The organism is Acidovorax sp. MR-S7, from assembly GCF_000400995.2.
Classification (GTDB): Bacteria; Pseudomonadota; Gammaproteobacteria; order Burkholderiales; family Burkholderiaceae_C; genus MR-S7.
Genome location: NZ_DF238951.1, coordinates 1 through 18,333, shown reverse-complemented (window position 1 = coordinate 18,333; position 18,333 = coordinate 1). Strand labels below are relative to the sequence as shown.

Annotated in this window: 18 protein-coding genes and 1 pseudogene; 8 read left to right on the top strand and 11 right to left on the bottom strand. The window is 68.9% G+C overall.

All coding sequences use genetic code 11. From position 1 onward, the window contains the following. Positions 1-140 precede the first annotated feature (140 nt). Positions 141-686 (top strand): phage virion morphogenesis protein, encoded by a 546-nt coding sequence (locus AVS7_RS17695; RefSeq protein ID WP_020229412.1) that lies wholly within the window; start codon positions 141-143, stop codon positions 684-686. A gap of 296 nt (positions 687-982) precedes the next feature. Next, positions 983-2,230, top strand: coding sequence for an MFS transporter (locus tag AVS7_RS17690; RefSeq protein ID WP_024001767.1), 1,248 nt, complete (start codon positions 983-985; stop codon positions 2,228-2,230). 6 nt (positions 2,231-2,236) lie between these two features. Here the strand turns inward: AVS7_RS17690 and AVS7_RS17685 are convergent, their stop codons facing one another. The 6 genes from AVS7_RS17685 to AVS7_RS17660 all read right to left on the bottom strand — a co-directional run bounded on the left by AVS7_RS17685 (position 2,237) and on the right by AVS7_RS17660 (position 6,259). Further along, on the bottom strand, positions 2,237-3,142 hold the full coding sequence (locus AVS7_RS17685; RefSeq protein ID WP_020229409.1) for a DUF3014 domain-containing protein: 906 nt from the start codon (positions 3,140-3,142) through the stop codon (positions 2,237-2,239). A 171-nt stretch (positions 3,143-3,313) separates the two neighbouring features. Further along, positions 3,314-3,988 carry an alpha/beta hydrolase gene (locus AVS7_RS17680; RefSeq protein WP_024001766.1) on the bottom strand — a complete coding sequence of 225 codons (675 nt, stop codon included), beginning with the start codon at positions 3,986-3,988 and terminating at the stop codon, positions 3,314-3,316. 18 nt (positions 3,989-4,006) lie between these two features. Then, positions 4,007-4,459: an alternative ribosome rescue aminoacyl-tRNA hydrolase ArfB gene (gene arfB / locus AVS7_RS17675; protein ID WP_020229407.1), complete on the bottom strand. Its 453-nt coding sequence runs from the start codon at positions 4,457-4,459 to the stop codon at positions 4,007-4,009. Positions 4,460-4,474: 15 nt separating this feature from the next. Next, positions 4,475-5,341 (bottom strand): alpha/beta fold hydrolase, encoded by an 867-nt coding sequence (locus AVS7_RS17670; RefSeq protein ID WP_020229406.1) that lies wholly within the window; start codon positions 5,339-5,341, stop codon positions 4,475-4,477. Next, positions 5,335-5,781: a type II 3-dehydroquinate dehydratase gene (gene aroQ, locus AVS7_RS17665; protein ID WP_020229405.1), complete on the bottom strand. Its 447-nt coding sequence runs from the start codon at positions 5,779-5,781 to the stop codon at positions 5,335-5,337. Before aroQ ends, AVS7_RS17670 begins: the two co-directional genes overlap by 7 nt. Before the next feature lie 124 nt (positions 5,782-5,905). Next, positions 5,906-6,259: a hypothetical protein gene (locus AVS7_RS17660; protein WP_020229404.1), complete on the bottom strand. Its 354-nt coding sequence runs from the start codon at positions 6,257-6,259 to the stop codon at positions 5,906-5,908. 195 nt (positions 6,260-6,454) lie between these two features. Here AVS7_RS17660 and AVS7_RS17655 point away from each other — a divergent pair, with 195 nt between their 5' ends. The 5 genes from AVS7_RS17655 (at position 6,455) to AVS7_RS17635 (ending at position 12,477) form a co-directional block, all read left to right on the top strand. Further along, the gene (locus AVS7_RS17655) at positions 6,455-8,263 is read left to right on the top strand and encodes a glutamine--tRNA ligase/YqeY domain fusion protein (protein WP_020229403.1); all 1,809 of its coding nucleotides are present in this window, start codon (positions 6,455-6,457) and stop codon (positions 8,261-8,263) included. Further along, positions 8,260-9,510 (top strand): MFS transporter, encoded by a 1,251-nt coding sequence (locus AVS7_RS17650; RefSeq protein WP_020229402.1) that lies wholly within the window; start codon positions 8,260-8,262, stop codon positions 9,508-9,510. The genes AVS7_RS17655 and AVS7_RS17650 overlap by 4 nt, the downstream gene beginning before the upstream one ends. 79 nt (positions 9,511-9,589) lie before the next feature. After that, positions 9,590-10,720: an ABC transporter substrate-binding protein gene (locus tag AVS7_RS17645; protein ID WP_020229401.1), complete on the top strand. Its 1,131-nt coding sequence runs from the start codon at positions 9,590-9,592 to the stop codon at positions 10,718-10,720. A gap of 88 nt (positions 10,721-10,808) precedes the next feature. Beyond that, complete coding sequence (locus AVS7_RS17640; RefSeq protein ID WP_020229400.1) at positions 10,809-11,279, top strand: nucleoside deaminase; 471 nt, start codon at positions 10,809-10,811, stop codon at positions 11,277-11,279. Beyond that, a complete protein-coding gene (locus tag AVS7_RS17635) occupies positions 11,269-12,477 on the top strand; it encodes a cyanate transporter (protein ID WP_020229399.1) in 1,209 nt (402 codons plus the stop codon). The genes AVS7_RS17640 and AVS7_RS17635 overlap by 11 nt, the downstream gene beginning before the upstream one ends. A 4-nt stretch (positions 12,478-12,481) precedes the next feature. Here AVS7_RS17635 and AVS7_RS17630 read toward each other — a convergent pair whose 3' ends face one another. The 5 genes from AVS7_RS17630 to AVS7_RS25360 form a co-directional block, all read right to left on the bottom strand. Further along, positions 12,482-13,354: a DMT family transporter gene (locus tag AVS7_RS17630; protein WP_034691124.1), complete on the bottom strand. Its 873-nt coding sequence runs from the start codon at positions 13,352-13,354 to the stop codon at positions 12,482-12,484. A gap of 195 nt (positions 13,355-13,549) precedes the next feature. Beyond that, positions 13,550-14,050, bottom strand: coding sequence for a flavodoxin family protein (locus AVS7_RS17625; RefSeq protein WP_020229397.1), 501 nt, complete (start codon positions 14,048-14,050; stop codon positions 13,550-13,552). 20 nt (positions 14,051-14,070) lie between these two features. Continuing rightward, positions 14,071-15,909, bottom strand: coding sequence for an acyl-CoA dehydrogenase (locus AVS7_RS17620; RefSeq protein ID WP_020229396.1), 1,839 nt, complete (start codon positions 15,907-15,909; stop codon positions 14,071-14,073). A 266-nt stretch (positions 15,910-16,175) separates the two neighbouring features. After that, positions 16,176-17,441 (bottom strand): IS256 family transposase, encoded by a 1,266-nt coding sequence (locus tag AVS7_RS17615; RefSeq protein WP_020229395.1) that lies wholly within the window; start codon positions 17,439-17,441, stop codon positions 16,176-16,178. A gap of 145 nt (positions 17,442-17,586) precedes the next feature. After that, positions 17,587-17,712 carry a hypothetical protein gene (locus tag AVS7_RS25360; protein ID WP_020229394.1) on the bottom strand — a complete coding sequence of 42 codons (126 nt, stop codon included), beginning with the start codon at positions 17,710-17,712 and terminating at the stop codon, positions 17,587-17,589. A gap of 300 nt (positions 17,713-18,012) precedes the next feature. Here AVS7_RS25360 and AVS7_RS23980 point away from each other — a divergent pair. Then, positions 18,013-18,264: pseudogene (locus AVS7_RS23980) on the top strand (IS21 family transposase); the annotation flags it as partial. Positions 18,265-18,333: the final 69 nt, after the last annotated feature.

Here is an 18,333-nt window from a genome sequence, read left to right as displayed (position 1 = left end):
CAGCGCCTACAAGACCGCCGGGAAGGCGCTGGGGGTCGTGGTGCGGCAGATTCCGCGCGGCTTGCACAAGCTGGAGCCGGGTTTGAACACCCGGGGGTTGATGCTGTGCAAGGCGGTTCGATTTTACCGAGGAGGCTGGCATGTCGCAAATCATCGAGCTGACCGACCGCAGCGGCCTGGACTACCTGCACGCCCTGGTCGAGCGGGGTCAGAACCTGCAGCCGCTGCTGAAGGAGATCGGCGAGGACCAGGCCGAGGAGACCAAGCAGCGCTTTGCCTCAGCCACCGATCCTGACGGCAACGCCTGGGCGGCTAACAAGCCCGTCACGCTGGCGAACTACAGCGCGCTGTTCGCCCGCAAGAAGGATGGCTCGCTGACCAAGCGCAGCGCGGAGAAGCTCGCAGGCAAGAAGCCCGGCACGGGCGAGACGCGCATGCTGGGCACCACGATCAATTACCAGCCGCAAGGGGACGATGCCGTGGGTGTCGGTAGCCCAATGGTCTACGCAGGCACCTTCCACTACGGCGCCAAGTCCGGCGAGTTCGGCTTTGGGATGTACGCCACGCGCAATGGCAGCTTTCCGATCCCGTGGGGGGACATCCCGGCGCGGCGGTTCCTGGGTATGTCCCAGACAGGCCGGGAGAACGTCGTCAGCCTGGTGCGTTCGTACTTCCTGGAGGGCTGACGATGGCCAGCAAGCGCCGCATCCGCCGCAACGCCTGCACCGGCAAGTACCGCTACAGCAGCGCCGCCGAGGCCCAGGCCGCCATCTCCGGCCGCTGAAAGAAGGGGCCGCTCGCCTGTTTCCTGTGGCGAAAGACATTTTCAGAAGACCCGGCCCAGTCCTACCCGGATGAACCCGGTTCTACCCATTTATCGCGCCTCTCCCCTTTCCTTTATCTCACTCCCGTTCACCAGGATGCCGCTTCTCCTGCCGGGTTCTCCCATCCTCCTTCCCCACTCTCCCCTCACGAGTCCGCCGTGCCGTGGCATTTGCTAACGCTCGTTCCCGGGCCGCTGCTCGGGCTGTTTCTGGTCAGCCTGGGCAACGGGTTCATCTCCTCGCTCACCTCCCTGCGTCTGGACGATGCCGGGGTCAGCGACATCGTCATCGGCTTCGTGGCCGCTTCCTACTTCGCCGGCCTGGCGCTGGGGGCGATGTTCAGCGACCGGCTCATCGCCCGCATCGGGCACATCCGGGCCTATAGCAGCTTCGCCAGCCTGACTGCGGCCACGTTCCTGCTCCAGGGCATGTTCTTCGATCCCTGGGCCTGGCTCGTGCTGCGGCTCGTCAACGGCTGGGCCATCGTCGGCATCTACCTCATCGTCGAGAGCTGGCTGCTGCTGGCAGGCGATGCCAAGATGCGCGGGAGGCTGCTCGCCATCTACATGATCGCGCTGTACGGATCGGGCATGGCAGGCCAGATGAGCCTGGGTGCGCTCGACGCCTGGGGTCCGACGGCCCCGTTCATGATGGCAGGCATGCTGGCCTCGCTGTCGGTGCTGCCGATGGTGATCCTGCCGCGCGTGGACCCGCAGATGGGCCGCATCGAGCCGCTCATGCCCCTGCATCTGCTGCGCACCACGCCCACCGGCTTCATCGGCAGCTTCGGCTCGGGCATCGCCATCGCCGCCATCTATGCGCTGCTGCCTATCTATCTGCAGCGCGTGGGCATGAACGTGGCGGAAGTGGGGCACCTGATGGCCTGCGTCATCCTCGGCGCCATGCTGCTGCAGTACCCCGTGGGCCGCTGGTCCGACCGGCAGAACAGGCAGAGCGTGCTGGCCGTGCTCAGCGGCGCTTGTGCCGCCCTGTCGCTGCTCATCCTGGTGCTGCCGGACTCGCGCATTCTGCTGGCGCTGCTGCTGTTCCTGCTGGGCGGCAGCGTGTTCGCGATCTACCCCGTCGCCGTCAGTCACTCCACCGACCGCGCCTCTTCGGGAGAGCTGGTGCGCCTCATCCAGGGCCTGCTGCTCGTCAACTCGGCCGGCTCCGCCGCCAGCCCGCTGCTGATTGCACAGGTCATGGACGCCGCGGGTGCGCGGGGCTTCTTCCTCTCGTTCCTGGCACTCAGCGTGGCCTTGACCGGCTTCTTCCTCTGGCGGCGCCGGGTCCATCCGGCCGCGAGCCCCGCCGCCCCCTTCCAGGCGGCGGCGCAGATGTCGCCCATCGGGGTGGAGATCCGCGTGACGCAGGAGCTTGCACAGGCAGCGACGGAGCGGGAGTGAACTCCGCTACCGTTCGCCGGCGGCGTTCGCCACGCCGCCGGTCGCCACCCTGCGGCGCAGCTCGGCCAGCACGGCCTTCAGGCGGCGGGCGTTATCGGGCCCCATGCGCACCAGCATCTTCTGGCCGGCCGACAGCGCTTCGAGCTTCGGGTCGGCGAACTCGTAGCGCACCCAGGGGCGCGTGGACGGCACCTCGCCGTGCACCTGCGTCAGCTGCACGTGCAGCGGGCCGTTCGGCTCGGGTGCGGCGCGCAGGTGGTCCAGCACGGCCACCAGCCGGTCGTTGAAGTAACCCTTGGGATAGCCCAGCTCCTGGTAGGCCGCCTGGAACAGCGGGTAGAGCTGGGTGTAGAGCTTGACGGCGCCATCCATCGGCACGGACTCGGCGAACGTGACGAAGGCGTGGTAGCGGGCCGCGTTGGCCGGAGCGATGGTCTGGACCTGCGCGTCGGCCGGGCCTTCCACGGTGAAACGCTCGGGCGCCGGCTGCACCGGCCACATGCGCGACGGCGCCTGCGGGCGCGGCAGGTTGTCCACGGTAGCGACGGCGCGGCGCACGAACCCGTCGATCTGCAGGAAGGATGCGACTTTCTGCGCGCCCAGCAGTTCGTTCAACGCTGCGGCCACGCGGGCATCCGACTCTGCCAGCGGGGGCAGCGGATCGGCCACGGGCTGCACCTCTACCAGATTCTGCGGGCCCGAGGCCTCGGTTGCAGGGGCGGAGGCTGCAGGCACGGGCGCCTCGGCGGGCGGGGCCGCCACCACCGCAGCAGGAGCAGGCGCATGCGCCGGCCGCCACCAGAACCACCACGCCGCGCCAGCCGCCAGCCCCGCCGCGACGACGCCGGCCACGATCCAGGTGGAAGAAGATTCAGGGCGGGGGCGAAATTCGCTGGGGTCGCGTTCGGGCATCAGGGGTCCTTTCAGAGACAGGCAAGCAGACCGGCGCGTGGACGTTGCCACACCACTGTGCGACGCCGGGAACGCGCCAACGTTCCCAAGCTACCGAATTAATAGCGCCTTGCGCTTGATGTGTCTGCGCCAAAGCCCGATAAGACTGCAGGACGAAGGTGCTGCAAAGCGTTACAGCGCCTCGCCCGGCGCCGCAACCAACCCCTGCAGCCACTCCATCGCGCCCTGGAGCTCGGCGGGGCGGATCTCGTGCATGCCCGGGTATTCGCGGTACACCATTTCTAGAGGAAGCGTGGCCGCATGGTCGCGGATCGCGTGGGCGCTGGCCAACGGGATCACGTTGTCCTGCAGCCCATGGCTCACCCACAGGCGCTTGCCGCGCAGTGCTTGCGCCGGCGCGGCATGCGGCAGCGCCTGAGGCAGCAGGCGGCTGTGCAACACCAGCGCGGCGTGCAGCAGTTCGGGCCGCGTAAGCAGCAGCGAAAGGACCATGATGCCGCCCTGGCTGAAGCCACCCACCACGACACGCCCGGCAGGCACGCCGAGCTGGCGCGCAGCGGCCTCCACGGTCTGCGCCACCAGGGCGCGGCTGGCAGCTTCCTGCGGCTCATCGATGCTGCGCGATCCGTCGGCGTTCACGCTGAAGGCAAACCAGGCGTTGGCATCCGGACCCATGCGGTAAGGCGCCCGCAGGCTGAGCACATGGAACTGCGCGGGCACATAGGGCGCCAGGCCGAACAGGTCCTGCTCGTTGCTGCCCACGCCATGCATCAGCAGCAGCAGCCAAGGGTGGGATACGCCTGCGGCGGCGGGACGATGAAGGAAGGAAAGGGCAAGATCCAGCATAGGCAATCGGTCGGTTAGTCAATCCCGCACCTTGCCGCGCAGCGCCTTGACGTCCGAGCGCTGGCTTTTCGACGCCAGGCGCCGCTGCTGCGAACCATAGGTGGGCCGGGTCGCCCGGCGCACGCGCGGGGGGCGGGCCACGCTGTCCACCACCGCTTGCAGACGCTGCAGCGCATCCAGGCGATTGGCCTCCTGCGTGCGGTACTGCTGGGCCTTGACGACGAACACGCCCTCCTGCGTGAGCCGGCTGTCGCGCAGCGCCAGCAGTCGCTCTTTCACATCGTCGGGCAGCGAGGAAGCGCGCACGTCATACCGCAGGTGGACGGCGCTGGACACCTTGTTGACGTTCTGCCCGCCAGCACCCTGGGCGCGCATGGCCGTCCATTCGACCTCGCGCTCGTCCACCTGCGGCCCGGCAACGGTGCGCCGGGGCAGCGCAGGGGCGCCGTGGCTGGCAGCAGGGATCTTCATGGCAGGGGTAAGTAGTCAGCCCTGCAGCCGCCGCGCGCCCTGCGCCAGCGCGGCCAGCAAGGCCTGGCGGAAGGCTTCGGGCTGCTCGAACTGCACCCAGTGGCCCGCGTCCGCAATCAGCGTGAAACCCTGCAGGTCCGGGGTCACGGCGGCATAGGCGCTTTCCAGCGCCGTGATCCATTCCTTGTAGAGCGCATCGCCTTGGCCGTAGATGGCATGCACGGGACACGCCACACGCGACAGCGACCGCGCCAGGATGTCGGTGTGGGCCAGCCTGCGGCGCGGCATGCGGTCGCGCACCACGTTGGCCACATGCAGGTCCAGCGCCAGCCCGTCGATGAGCGCCGGGTCCTGCAGCATCAGCGCGCCCAGGTTGTAGCGGTGCGCCTCCATCTGCTGCGCGGGCGGCAGGTGGCGCCAGGCCTTGAGTTCGAACTGGCGCTGGGGCACCACGCCCATGGCGGGCGCGCCCACGAGCACGAGCTGGCGCGCCAGCTCGGGATGCTCGGCCAGCAGCAGGCCGGCCGTCATGCCGCCGAAGGAAAAGCCCACCAGGTCGCAGGGGCGCGGTCCGAACAGCATGCGCAGGCCCTCGGCCAGCGGCGCCACCAGCGCATCCGCATCGCTGCCCGCGGGCGGAGCGGCGGAGTCGCCGAAGCCCGGCAGGTCGGGAATCCACACCTCGCGCCCGGCGGCTACCAGGTCGCCGATGTTGCGCACCCAGTGCGTCCAGCTCCCGCTGCCGCCGTGCAGCAGCACCAGCGGCGGCTCGCCCGCCCGGGCGTCCCCCCAGACGTGCCAGACGGTGTCGCCCTCGCCGCAGGGCGTGGTCTCGCGCCGTGCCTGGCCCTCCAGGGCCGCGACCGGATCAGCGGTCACCATTGCGCCACACCCTCGATGGCAAGCTGGTAGCCCCGCACGCCAAAGCCGCACATCACGGCCCGCGCGACGCCGGACAGGTAGGAGTGGTGGCGGAAGGCCTCGCGCGCATGCACGTTGCTGATGTGCAGCTCCACCAGCGGCACGCCCGTGCCCTTGACTGCATCGAGCAGCGCCACGCTGGTGTGGGTGTACGCGGCGGCATTGAGCACCACGCCGGCGAGCCCTCCCTCGGCGTGCAGGCGGCCGGCCTCGTGGATCCAGTCCACCAGCGCGCCCTCGTGGTTGCTCTGGCGGAACACGAGCGACAGGCCGAGGCGCTCGCAGGTGGCGGCGCATAGCCGCTCCACGTCGGCCAGGGTCTGCGAGCCGTACACCTGCGGCTCGCGCGTGCCCAGCAGGTTGAGATTGGGGCCGTTGAGAACGTAGACGGTTGGGGTCATGGGAATGCTGATATGGGCGATGGGGCGTGCGCCCCGGGGCACGGCCGATTATGCGGGCGGCCGCCCGGCCAAAAAAAGCGGCCCCGAAGGGCCGCCGTGCGTGCAGAGGGGATGGAACGCGGGTTCAGCGCCAGTGGCGCGGGCCCCGGTGGTCATGGCCGCGCCAGTGGCGATGGCCGGGCCCGCGGTAGTACACGGGCGGCGGTGCATACACCACGGGCGGTGCGTAGTACACGGGACGGGGCGTGCGGTACACGGGAGGCGCGTACACCACGGGCGGCGGCGGTGCGTAGTACACCGGCGGCGGGGCATAGTAGACGGGGGCGGCATTGCCCACACCTACGGCCAGCCCGGGGGCTCCGACGCCGACGGACCAATACACATCGCTGCGCGCCTGCGCTATGCCCGGCCCCGCCAACAGGGCCAGGGCCACGCCTGCCGAAGCGGCGGCAGCGAACCAAGAGCGACGTTGGGTCATGAGAATCTCCTTGAAACTGATGGGAAGAGGCCCACCCGCAGGCGGGCGCCTCTCCCGCCGTGCCGTGCAGGCAGGGCGGTTCCCTTGTCTAACGCACGACATGGCCGGTAGGATGGCATGAACGGGCATCCATCTTGTTTCCGGAAGTAGCCGCCGCTCGCCGAAGCGCCTCACCCGCACGCCTAAAATTGGGGCATGAGCACCCCCGCCCACAACGATTCCGCGCCCGACGCGGCCAAGCCCAGCAATTTCCTGCGCCAGATCATCGAAGCCGACCTGGCCCAGGGCACGCATGCCCACAACCGCTGGGCCGGCACCCCGGGAGACGCCGCGCACCAGGCCGGCGGCGCGCCCGATCCCGCCCGCATCCGCACCCGCTTTCCGCCCGAGCCCAACGGCTACCTGCACGTAGGCCACGCCAAGAGCATCTGCCTGAACTTCGGCCTGGCGCGCGACTACGGCGGCATGTGCCACCTGCGCTTCGACGACACCAACCCGGAGAAGGAAGACCAGGAGTACGTGGACAGCATCATCGATGCCGTCCACTGGCTGGGCTTCGACTGGAAGGAGGCATCCGGCCGGGAGAACCTCTACTACGCCAGCAACTATTTCGACTTCATGTACCGCGCAGCCGAGTACCTCGTCGAGACCGGCCATGCCTACGTGGACGAGCAGACGCCTGAGGAAATGCGCGCCAACCGCGGCGATTTCGGCAAGCCCGGCGTGGACAGCCCCTACCGCAGCCGCACCCCGGCGGAGAACCTGGCGCGCCTGCGCGAGATGCGCGGCGGCAAGCTGCCCGACGGCGCCGCCGTGCTGCGCGCCCGGATCGACATGGCCTCGCCCAACATCAACCTGCGCGACCCGGCCATCTACCGCATCAAGCACGCCGAGCACCACAACACGGGCGATCGCTGGTGCATCTATCCCATGTACACCTTCGCACACCCCATCGAGGACGCGCTGGAGTGCATCACCCACAGCATCTGCACGCTGGAGTTCGAGGACCAGCGCCCGTTCTACGACTGGCTGCTGGACCGGCTGACCGAAGGCGGCCTGATCGCCCGTCCCCAGCCGCGCCAGTACGAGTTCGCGCGGCTCAACCTCACCTACGTGATCACCAGCAAGCGCAAGCTCAAGCACCTGGTGGACAACGGCATCGTCAGCGGCTGGGACGACCCGCGCATGCCCACCATCGTGGGCCTGCGCCGTCGCGGGTACACGCCCGAGGCCATCCAGCTCTTCTGCGAGCGCATCGGCGTGACCAAGGACTATTCGTGGATCGACTACGGCACGCTGGAAGGCTGCCTGCGCGAAGACCTCGAATCCAAGGCCCACCGCGCCATGGTGGTGCTCGACCCGCTCAAGCTGGAGCTGACCAACTGGGCCGAGGTGTTCGGCAGCGACACCCACCTGGAGCACTGCCATCTCCCCGCCCTGCCCCACGCCGCAGAGGGCCAGGCCGTGCCCGATCGGCGCTTCACCCTGGGCCGCGAGGTCTGGATCGAGCGCGAGGACTTCGAGGAAACGCCGCCCAAGGGCTACAAGCGCCTTTTTCCCGGCAACAAGGTGCGCCTCAAGGGCGGCTACGTCATCGAGTGCACCGGCTGCGAAAAAGACGCGGACGGCCGCGCGACGAAGGTGCTGGCCACCGTGGTGCCCGACACCAAGAGCGGCACGCCCGGCGCCGACAGCGTGAAAGTGAAGGCGGCGATCACCTGGGTGGGCGTGGCCGACGGCCTGCAGGCCGAAGTGCGGCTGTACGACCGCCTGTTCACCGACCCGCAGCCCGACGCTGGCGGCAAGGACTATCTGGCGCTGCTCAACCCGGCCAGCCTCAAAGTGGCCACGGCCTATGTCGAGCCCTCCCTGGCCTCTGCGCAGCCCGACGAGAAGTTCCAGTTCGAGCGCTTCGGTTATTTCGTGGCCGACCGCAAGGACCATGCTCCGGGCAAGCCAGTGTTCAACCGTGTGACGGGGCTGAAGGACTCCTGGGGCAAATGACGGCGGCCGGCAAGAGCCCGGCCCAAGGCAGCGCGGCGGCGCCACGCTGGTACTTCGGCTGGAACATCGTCGCCGCCGCCACGCTGCTGACGCTGCTCACCGTGGGCATGCGCCTGGGGCTGGGCCCGCTGTTCCTGCCCATGGCGCACGACCTGGGCTTCTCGCGCAGCCTGCTGTCGGGCATCGTGGCCGTGGGCATGCTGTGCTATGGCGCGGCGATGCCGCTGGCGGGCTGGCTGGTGGCGCGCCACGGCACGCGCTTCGTGCTGCTCGCGGGCACGGCCATCCTGGTGCTGGCCACGCTGTGGGCGGCGAACACGCGCACGGTCTGGGGCCTGCTGGCCAGCTTCGGCGTGCTGATGTCCATCGGCGCCGGGTTCACCAGCCCGGTGGCGCTCACGCCCATCATCAGCCGCTGGTTCCACCGGCGCCGCGGCATGGCGCTGTTCTTCCTCTCCACGGGCTCCATGGCGGGCATCGCAGTCATGACGCCGCTGCTCGGCATGGCGCTGCAGCATGCGAGCTGGCAGGCTACGCTGCTGGGCTTCGCGGCGCTGTTCACCGCCATGGCCGTGCCGCTGGCGCTCTTCGTCATGCGTGACGAGGCACCGCCCGAAGGCGATGCCCCGCTGCCCGGCACCGCCGCCGCCAACCCGCAGGCGCCGGCCGCGCGGCACGTGACGATGCTGGAGGCCATGCGCACGGGCATCTTCGCCAAGATCACCCTGGGCCTGTTCGCCTGCGGCTTCAGCATGAACCTGCTGGGGACGCACGGCATGCCCATGCTGATGGACCACGGCTTCGACGCCACCACCAGCGCGCTGGGCATCGGCCTGATCGGGCTGGTGGCGATCCCCAGCACCGTCTTCCTCGGCCGCCTGGCGGACCGCCTGCCGCGCCGCCGGCTGCTGGCCGCCATCTACTGCGTGCGCGGCCTGGGCTTCTTCGGGCTGCTGCTGGCAGGCAGCACGCTGGAGCTGTACGGCACGGCGGTGATCGGCGGCATTGCCTGGGCGGGCAGCATCGCGCTGTCGTCCGCCATCCTGGCCGATGCGTTCGGCGTGCGCTTGGTGGGCATGCTCTACGGCTGGGCCTACCTGGGCCACCAGCTGGGGGCCATGGTGAGTTCCTGGCTCGGCGGCTGGGGCTACGAGCACTTCGGCACCCACTGGCTGGCATTCGGGCTCTCGGGCGCGCTGCTGCTCGTGGCCTCGGGCGTGGCGCTGGCGCTGCCGGGGCGTGACTAAGGCCTGTCAAGCGTCCTCCAGGGCCATGCAGGGTTTGGTTGCAGATCTGAATAGACTCTCACCTTATATGGAGATCCCAATGCCGCCGATTCTTCTCTTACACAAGCGCGCCCTGCGCGCCACCGCCGCCCTGTTCACCGCGCTGGCCGCGAGCCAGGCGCCCGCCGAACTCCTGATCGGCCAGACCACCGCCGTCACCGGCCCCGTGGCGGCCAGCGTGGGCGAGACGCTGGTGGGCGTGCGGCTCTACTTGGACCACGTCAACGCCAAGGGCGGCGTGCACGGCGAGCAGATCAAGCTGATCACGCTGGACGACAAGTTCGAGCCCCCCCTGGCCGGGGAGAACGCCCGCCGGCTGATCGAGCAGGACAACGTGCTGGCCCTCTTCATGAGCCGCGCCACGCCCCACACCGAGGCCATCCTGCCCCACCTGGCCAAGCACAACATCGCGCTGATCGCCCCCTCCACCGGCGCCATGGTGTTCCACCAGCCGGTCAACCCGCTGGTCTTCAACGTGCGCTCCAGCTACCAGGCGGAGACCGAGAAGGCCGTGGAGCACCTGCACACCCTGAGCGTGGGGCGCCTGGCCGTGGTGCATGTGGACGACAGCTTCGGCGAGGACTGCCTGGCCGGCGCCGAGAAGGGCTTCCAGAAGACGGGCCTCAAGCCCGTGGCCGTCATCAAGGCCGACCGCAGCAAGCCCGACTTCGCGGCCATCGTGCCCCAGTTGATCAAGGCCGACGCCCAGGCCGTGATCTGGATCGGCTCCAGCGTGGCCGTCAGCGGCGGCGTGAAGGCGCTGCGCCAGGCGGGTTCGGCCATGCAGGTCATCACCGTGTCCAACAACGCCTCCTCGGGCTTCACCAAGCAGCTCGGCGACGCGGTGCGCGGCGTGATCGTGACGCAGGTGTTCCCCAACGAGCGCTCCATGAGCTACTCCATCAACCGCGAGGCTGCCACGCTCGCCAAAGCCAAGGGCGCCACGCTGTCGCCATCGGTGATGGAGGGATTCGCCTCCGCCAAGGTGCTGGTGGAAGGCCTGCGCCGCGCCGGCCCCAAGCCCACGCGCGAGAAGATCGTGGCCGCGCTATCGGGCATGGGCCACTACGACCTGGGCGGCCTGGAGCTGGGCTACGGCCCGGGCGACCGCACGGGCCTGTCGTTCGTCGAGCTGTCCATCATCGACGCCAGCGGGCAATTCCGGCGATAACCCGCCGGCAAGGTTATTTGCCTCTTCCTAAAATCGGCTCCACCGCTGGTGGCACAAGCGCTGCCAGCTCTCATTTCAGGAGTAGCCGATGCCCACCGATACCGCCTTGCTGCGCCAAGCCGTGCAGCTCGCCCATGACAACCGCGCCCAGGGCGGCCGCCCGTTCGGCGCCGTGCTGGCGCGCGGCGGCGAGGTGATCGCCACCGGCGTGAACGAGATCGTGCACAGCCACGACCCCAGCGCCCATGCCGAAATGCAGGCCCTGCGCGCCGCCACGCGCGCGCTGGCCCGCCCCAGCCTGGCGGGCTGCGCCATCTACGCCAGCGGCCACCCCTGCCCCATGTGCCTGGCCGCGCTGGTGATGGCAGGCGCCGAGCGGGTGTTCTACGCCTTCGACAACCACGACGCCGCGCCCTACGGGCTGTCCAGCGAAGGCGCGTACCAGCGCCTGCGCATGCCGCTGGACCCGCCCCCGCTGCCGATCGCACGGCTGGACACCGGCATCACCCCCGCGCAGCTCTACGGCGACGCCCCCTGGCCCGCGGCCCATGGCGCTTGAAGCGCCACGCACGGCCGCGCTGCTGTGGCTGGCCACGGTGGTGCTGGTCACGCTGAACCTGCGCCCCTTCCTCACCGCCGTCGGCCCGCTGGGCCAGACCATCCAGGCCAGCACGGGCATGGACCTGTCGGCGCTCGCCTGGCTCACGCTGCTGCCCATGGCGCTGATGGGTGCAGGCGCCTGGGCCGCGCCGGCCGCGCTGCGCCGCCTGGGTGCGCGCGCCTGCGTGGCGGGCGCGCTGCTGCTCGTCGCCCTGGGCTGCCTGCTGCGCCTGGGCGGCGCCAGCGCGGCGGTGCTGCTGGCCAGCGCCGCACTGTGCGGCGCCGGCGTGGCGCTGGTGCAGGGCGTGCTGCCAGGGCTGATCAAGCGCCGATCGCCCGGCGGCGTGGCGCAGATGATGGGCGTGTACTCCGCCGCGCTGATGGGCGGCGGGGCGCTGGGCGCGCAGCTCTCGCCGCTAGCCCTGCAATGGGGCCTGGGCTGGCAGGCGGCGCTGGCGATGTGGGCCGCCCCCGTGCTGCCCGCGCTGGCGCTGGCCTGGCGCACGCTGCGCGAACCCTCCCCGGCTGCGCCCGCGGCTGCCACGGCCCCGGCCCAGGACGGCACGGGCTGGCTGCTGCACCGCCCGCGCACATGGCTGCTGATGGCCTGCTTCGGCCTGGTCAACGGCGGATACGCATCGGTGGTGGCCTGGCTGGCCCCCTACTACCAGACACTGGGCTGGAGCGCAGCACGCAGCGGCCTGCTGGTGGCCGTGCTGTCGGTGGCGCAGGCAGCCGCGGCGCTCACGCTGCCTGCGCTGGCCGCGCGCCGGCTCGACCGGCGTGCGTGGATCGGGTTCACCCTGGCCTGCCAGGCCATCGGCTTCGCGCTGCTGGCCTGGTGGCCGGGCGCCGCGCCACAGGCCACTGCCATCGTGCTGGGCGTGGGCCTGGGCGGCTGCTTCGCGCTCAACATGGTGGTGGCGCTGGACCACCTGCCCCATCCGGCGCAGGCCGGGGCGCTGAACGCGCTGATGCAAGGCGGCGGCTTCATCCTCGCGGCGATGGCGCCCTGGGTGGTCGCCCGGCTGCACCAGGCCACGGGGGGCTTTCGCGCGGGCTGGCTGGCGCAGCTCGCCGCCGTGCTGGCGGTCGGCGTGCTCACCACGCGCCTGGCGCCCGCGCACTACGCGCGGGTGATGCGCGCGCCGGCCTGACGGCTCAGCCCGCGCCTGCGGGCTGCCGGTGCACCAGCACCACCCCGGCCAGGATGCACACCATACCCACGATGGCCAGCAGCCCCAGGGCGTTGCCCAGCACGGCGTAGTCCAGCAGCGCGGTCACCGCGGGCACCAGGTAGAACAGGCTGGTCACGTTCACCAGGCTGCCGCCCTGGATCAGCCGGTACAGCAGCCACTGCGCCACCACCGAGATCACCAGCCCCAGGAACAGCACGGGCAGCCAGAACCCCAGGCTGCCGTCCCAGCGCAGCGGCTGCACTTGCGCGAATGCCAGGCACACCGCCAGCGTGGCGGCGTACTGCAGCGGCAGCACCTGCAGCGGCGCCTGCCGTGCCTGTTTTTGCACGATGGCTCCCGCCGTCATGCAAGCCAGCGCTCCCAGTGCGAAGGCCAGGCCGGTGACATCGAAGCCCGTAGCCAGCAGGCTCTGGCGAACCACCAGGCCCAGGCCCGCCAGCGCGAGCAGCAGGCCGCCCAGGCGGGCCGCGCCGAAGCGCCGCTCTACCAGCAGCAGCGTGAGGATCGGCTGCACCCCGAGCAGCGTGGCGATCAGCCCCGGCGTGATGCCGTGGGCCATGGCCTGGAAATAGCACACCGAGTAGCACGCCACCATGAGCAGGCCCGCCAGGGCCACGGTGCCGCGCGTCCCCGGTTGCGGCAGCCAGGGCCCGCGCCGCCAGGGCAGCGCGGCCAGCAACGCCAGGCAGGCGATGCCGTAGCGCGCCAGCAGCACCGCCGAGGGCGAACCATGGTCCAGCGCCCAGCGCGTGAAGATCGCCGCACTGCCCCAGAGCAGCACGAACAGCGACATGGCCCCCCAGGAGGCCAGGAATTTTCGATACGAGAAAGACATGGGAATCCCATCCGTCAAATACACACCCAGCACGCGGGCGCAGGCCCTGCATGCACAAGAAAATGGCGGGCCGGTCAGCCAGCCAGGACGCGGAGGATGGGAGGGGGAGGATTGCCCGAACGCACGCGCAGGCCAGCGGCAGGCCGGGCGCGAAGCAAAAGCGTGGGCAAGGAGGACATGGGCCGTGAGTGTAGATCAGAACACGCCCAGCGCCAGCCCCACCGCCAGCGCCTCTCCCAGCGCGCGGCAGCGCTCCAGATCGTCCGCGCCGATCTGCTTGGGCGCCAGGATGGCCTCGGGCGTCTGCGCGTGGGTGCAGACGATGAGCGGGTCGGCCACGGGCTTGAGGCGCCAGCCGGTGGCGATGCGCGCGATCTGCCGCGCCGCGTTCTGCCCGTCGCTGCCCGCGCAGACCAGGCAGGCGTAGGGCCGGCCGTTGATGCGGTCCAGCGCGGGGTAGTAGCAGCGGTCGAAGAAGTCCTTGAGCTGCCCGCTGACGGCAGCCAGGTTCTCGGGCGTGGCGAACAGGTAGCCGTCGGCGCCCAGCACATCGTCCGGCCCCGCCTGCGCCGCGTGCAGCAGCCGTGCCTGCACCGCCGGCTCGCCCGCCGCGCCGGCCCGCGCCGCCTCGGCCATCTGGGCCGTGCCGCCAGTCAACGAGTGGTAGACGATGAGCAGGGTCTTGCGGCCGGACATGCGCGCATTGTCGCCTGGGGTCAGAAGGCGTCTTCGACCATGTCCGCGCAGGTGCCGTCGCGCCGGCGAACCACTTCCAGCCAGGCGCCGATGCGCGGCAGCTCATAGTGGAAGAAATAGCGGCAGGCGCCCATCCGGCCAGCGCTGGCAGCTATGGAAAGAGAAGCATCGCGAGACAGCACGGCATGCGCCATGTCCAGCCACATCCAGGCCAGCACCAGGTGGCCGAAGGCCTGCATGTAGGGCACGGCATTGGCCAGCGCCTCACCCGCGTTGCCCGTGGCCCAGGCGGCCTTGGTGGCGGCGCCCACGTCCTGCAGGGCCTGGGCGAGCTGGTTGGCGTAGGCGGCCAGCTCGGGCCGCTGCAGCGCCTTTTCGATGGTGGCGTTGACGGTGCGCGCCAGCAGCTGCAGCCCCGCCCCGCCCTGCATGACCACCTTGCGGCCCAGCAGATCGGCGGCCTGGATGCCGTGCGTGCCCTCGTGGATCATGTTCAGCCGGTTGTCGCGCCAGTACTGCTCCACGGGAAAGTCGCGCGTGTAGCCGTAGCCGCCGTGGATCTGGATGGCGAGGCTGTTGGCCTCCAGGCAGAACTCGCTGGGCCAGCTCTTGGCGATGGGGGTGAGCACCTCCAGCAGCAGCCGGGCATCGGCGGCAGCCTGTGCATCGCCCGTGCGGCCCTCGTCCACCAGGCGCGCGCAGTAGAGGTTGAGCGCCAGCGCGCCCTCGCAGTAGCTCTTTTGCGCCAGCAGCATGCGCTTGATGTCGGCGTGCTCGATCAGGCGCACCTGGGGAGCGCTGGCGTCCTTGCCGCCGCTGCCCACCGGGCGGCCCTGCAGGCGCGTCGTGGCGTAGTCCAGGCTCGCGTAGTAGCCCGCCAGGCCCAGCATGGTGGCAGCCATGCCGATGGAGATGCGCGCTTCGTTCATCATGTGGAACATGCACTTGAGCCCCTCGCCCGGCTGGCCGACCAGGTAGCCGATGGCGCCCGCGCCGCCGCGCACGGGGTACTTGCCCTCGCCGAAGTTCAGCAGCGTGTTGACGGTGCCGCGCCAGCCCAGCTTGTGGTTCAGCCCGGCCAGGGCCACGTCGTTCCGCTCGCCGGTCAGGCGGCCTTCTGTGTCCACCAGCTTCTTGGGCACGATGAACAGCGAGATGCCCTTCACGCCGGGGATGGTCTTGCCGTCCGGCCCCGGGATCTTGGCGAGCACGAGGTGGACGATGTTCTCGGTCAGCTCATGGTCGCCCGCGCTGATCCACATCTTGTTGCCGCGCAGGCGGTAGCGCGGGCCCAGCGGGTCGGCTGCGGAGCCCTCTCCATCCGGCTCGGCACGCGTGGCGATGTCGGAGAGGGACGAGCCCGCCTGCGGCTCGCTCAGGCACATGGTGCCGGCCCAGCGGCCGTTGAACTCGTTGGCGGCGAACACCTGCTGCTGCAGCGGCGTGCCGTGCGCCAGGATGGCGTTGGCATTGCCGGTGGTCAGCAGATTGGCGCCGATGCTGATCGAAGCGCAACCGAAGAAGCTGTTGGCCGCCGACTCCACCACATAGGGCAGTTGCATGCCGCCCAGCGCGTAGTCCTGCGCGGCGCCGAGCATGCCGCTGTCGGCATAGGCCACGCGCGCATCGTGGGTGCACTGGGGCAGGATGACCTTCTCGCCGTCGAACTGGGGCTCCTGCGTGTCCACCTCGCGGTTGAACGGCGCGTACTTCTCGCGCGCGATGCGCTCGCAGGTGTCGAGGACGGCGTCGAAGGTCTCGCGCGAGTGGTCGGAGAACCGCTCGCGGGTGGTAAGGGACTCGGCCTGGAGCCAGTCGTAGAGCTGGAATTCGAGGGTGGAGCGCAGGGGTGTCGTCATGCGCGAAATTATGGAGGGAGGGGTTGGGGTGAGGCTGTCCGCTGGGTGACGAGGAAGAAGGACAGGCACGGATCGCCCTGGCGTTTAACCCGGGGAGTGTTGCTCTGGTTTGAGAGCAATTGAGCAGCGGCGGCTCCGCAGCGTTATGCGCCCTTCGCTGCCGGCAGCCGAATGATCGGTATCCGGCATCAAGCTGGGGCGTGTCCGAATTTCCGTGTGTGAGGCTCATTGAACCTTCACCGATTTCGTGAAGCTGGCTGGATATCTTACGTGCTCGGTTTCATAAATCGTTCTTCGTAGAGGATTGCAAACTGGTTCATCGCTGATTTCCAATGGTTGGCTGCTCGCCCCCAGTCCTCGGTGATGTTGCGCAGGGCCAGCCAGATCAGCTTGGTGGCCGCATCGTCGCTGGGGAAGTGTCCTCTGGTCTTGATGATCTTGCGCAGCCGCGCATTCACGCTTTCAATCGCATTGGTCGTGTAGATCACGCGTCGCACCTCGGGCGGGAAGGCGAAGAATGGGATCACCTTGTCCCAGGCCCTGCGCCAGGCGCCCACGACCGTGGGAAATTTCTGGCCCCAGGGCCCCGTTTCAAACGCATCGAGCTCAGTCTGGGCCGCTTCGGCGCTCACTGCTGTGTAGATGGGTTTGATGGCCGCCGCCAGGCTCTTGCGGTCCTTCCAGCTTGCGAAGTCCAGGCTATTGCGGATCAGGTGCACGATGCAGGTCTGCAGCGTTGTGGCTGGGAACACCGCGCCCAGCGCCTCTGGCATACCCTTGAGCCCGTCGGTGACGGCGATCAGGATGTCATGGACACCGCGCGTCTTCAGATCGTTGAAGACTTTCATCCAGAACTTGGCACCCTCGGTGTTCTCGATCCAGATGCCCAGGATGTCGCGGCTGCCATCGGGCAGCACACCCAGCGCCAGGTACACGGCCTTGGAGCGCACCACGCCATCCTCGCGGATCTTGACCCGCAGCGCGTCAAAGAACACCACCGGGTACATCGCCTCCAGCGGGCGCGTCTGCCAGGCCGTGACCTCGCTCATCACGGCGTCGGTGACACTGCTGATGAGGTCGGGCGAGACGTCCACCGAGTACATCTCGGCGAGAAAACCCTGGATCTCGCGCACCGTCATGCCCCGGGCATACATGGCGACGATCTTGTCGTCAAAGCCGGTGAAGCGGCGCTCATGCTTGCCGATGAGTTGCGGCTCGAAAGTGCCCTCGCGGTCGCGGGGGACGTCGATGCGCAGCGCTCCCGCATCGGTCAGCACCGTCTTGGCGCTTTTGCCGTTGCGGTGATTGGCGCCAGCCCCTTCGGGCTTGGCCTGGCCGCTCGCGTAGCCCAGATGATGGCTCATCTCGGCGCCCAGGGCGCGCTCAAGAACCAACCTCTTGAACTGCTGGAAGATGCCTTCGAGCTCGGCCGGCGTTACCGGTCCGGGGATGAGTTGCTCCAGCAGCTTGGCTGAGAATTGCGGCTGCGCCGCCTTGTCCGCTGCTGCGGTGGTCTTCGTCTTGCGTGGCATTCATGCTCCTTGTTGACATGCTATGCCTCACACACAAAGTTTCTGACAGGCTCTCAAGCTGACCCGCGTTGGCTGTGCTTCGCGAATTGGCGTGCCAGCGACCGGTCTCCTCCCACAAGTATTGCTATTGCAGGAAACAGTGCACCTACCCCAATGTGCTCGGCAGTACCCGTTCCACGACCAAGGCCATGGTGCCACCCAAGTCCAAGCCCTGCTTGGCAATGTCGGTCTGCAAGCGGATCACCGACAGCAACTGCACCTCACGTGTCATGAACTCTCCTCCTCAAGTGTCACTGAAAGCGAACATCTGACACTTTGCCGATCTTCGAGTTGCCAAAGGGGCGGCAGCAACGTACGCAAACCCACGCGTGTTGGTGGGCGATGAAAATAGTAACCCTGATCCGCATTGCAATGCAAAGCGCGAAGCGCCCGAGAATCCCGCTCCTCCTCCAGACCCTCGGGTGAGAAGCGCTGTAGCCATCACCGGAGAATCTTCGACGTTCAGCGGCGAACGGTGGTGGGGTCGACGTAGATATCTAGCTCGCGCGTCATTTTTCCTATGTGTCTCTGACTCAGGGCGGTGGCGCGCAATCGCTACTCCGTTCCTTGCGAATGGGCTGGGCACCTGGTCAGCACGCGTCTGTACCCCAATCGGGTGGACATTGCCTGCGCGCAAACCATCATCGCCAGCCACGCCCGCACGCCGGGCAGTGGCCAAGTCACCTATGACTGGCAGCACTACATTGAACTCGTGCAGCGCAAGCCCGGCGCACTGCGCAACGGTGCGCCGTTCCTGGACTTGCCTGAGCCCTTGCAGCGCTTGGGGTCTCCTCGTTTTCAGTGCAATAAGTGACGGTACGCAAAGCTAGCACTGGCGCGGGGGTGGTCTGGG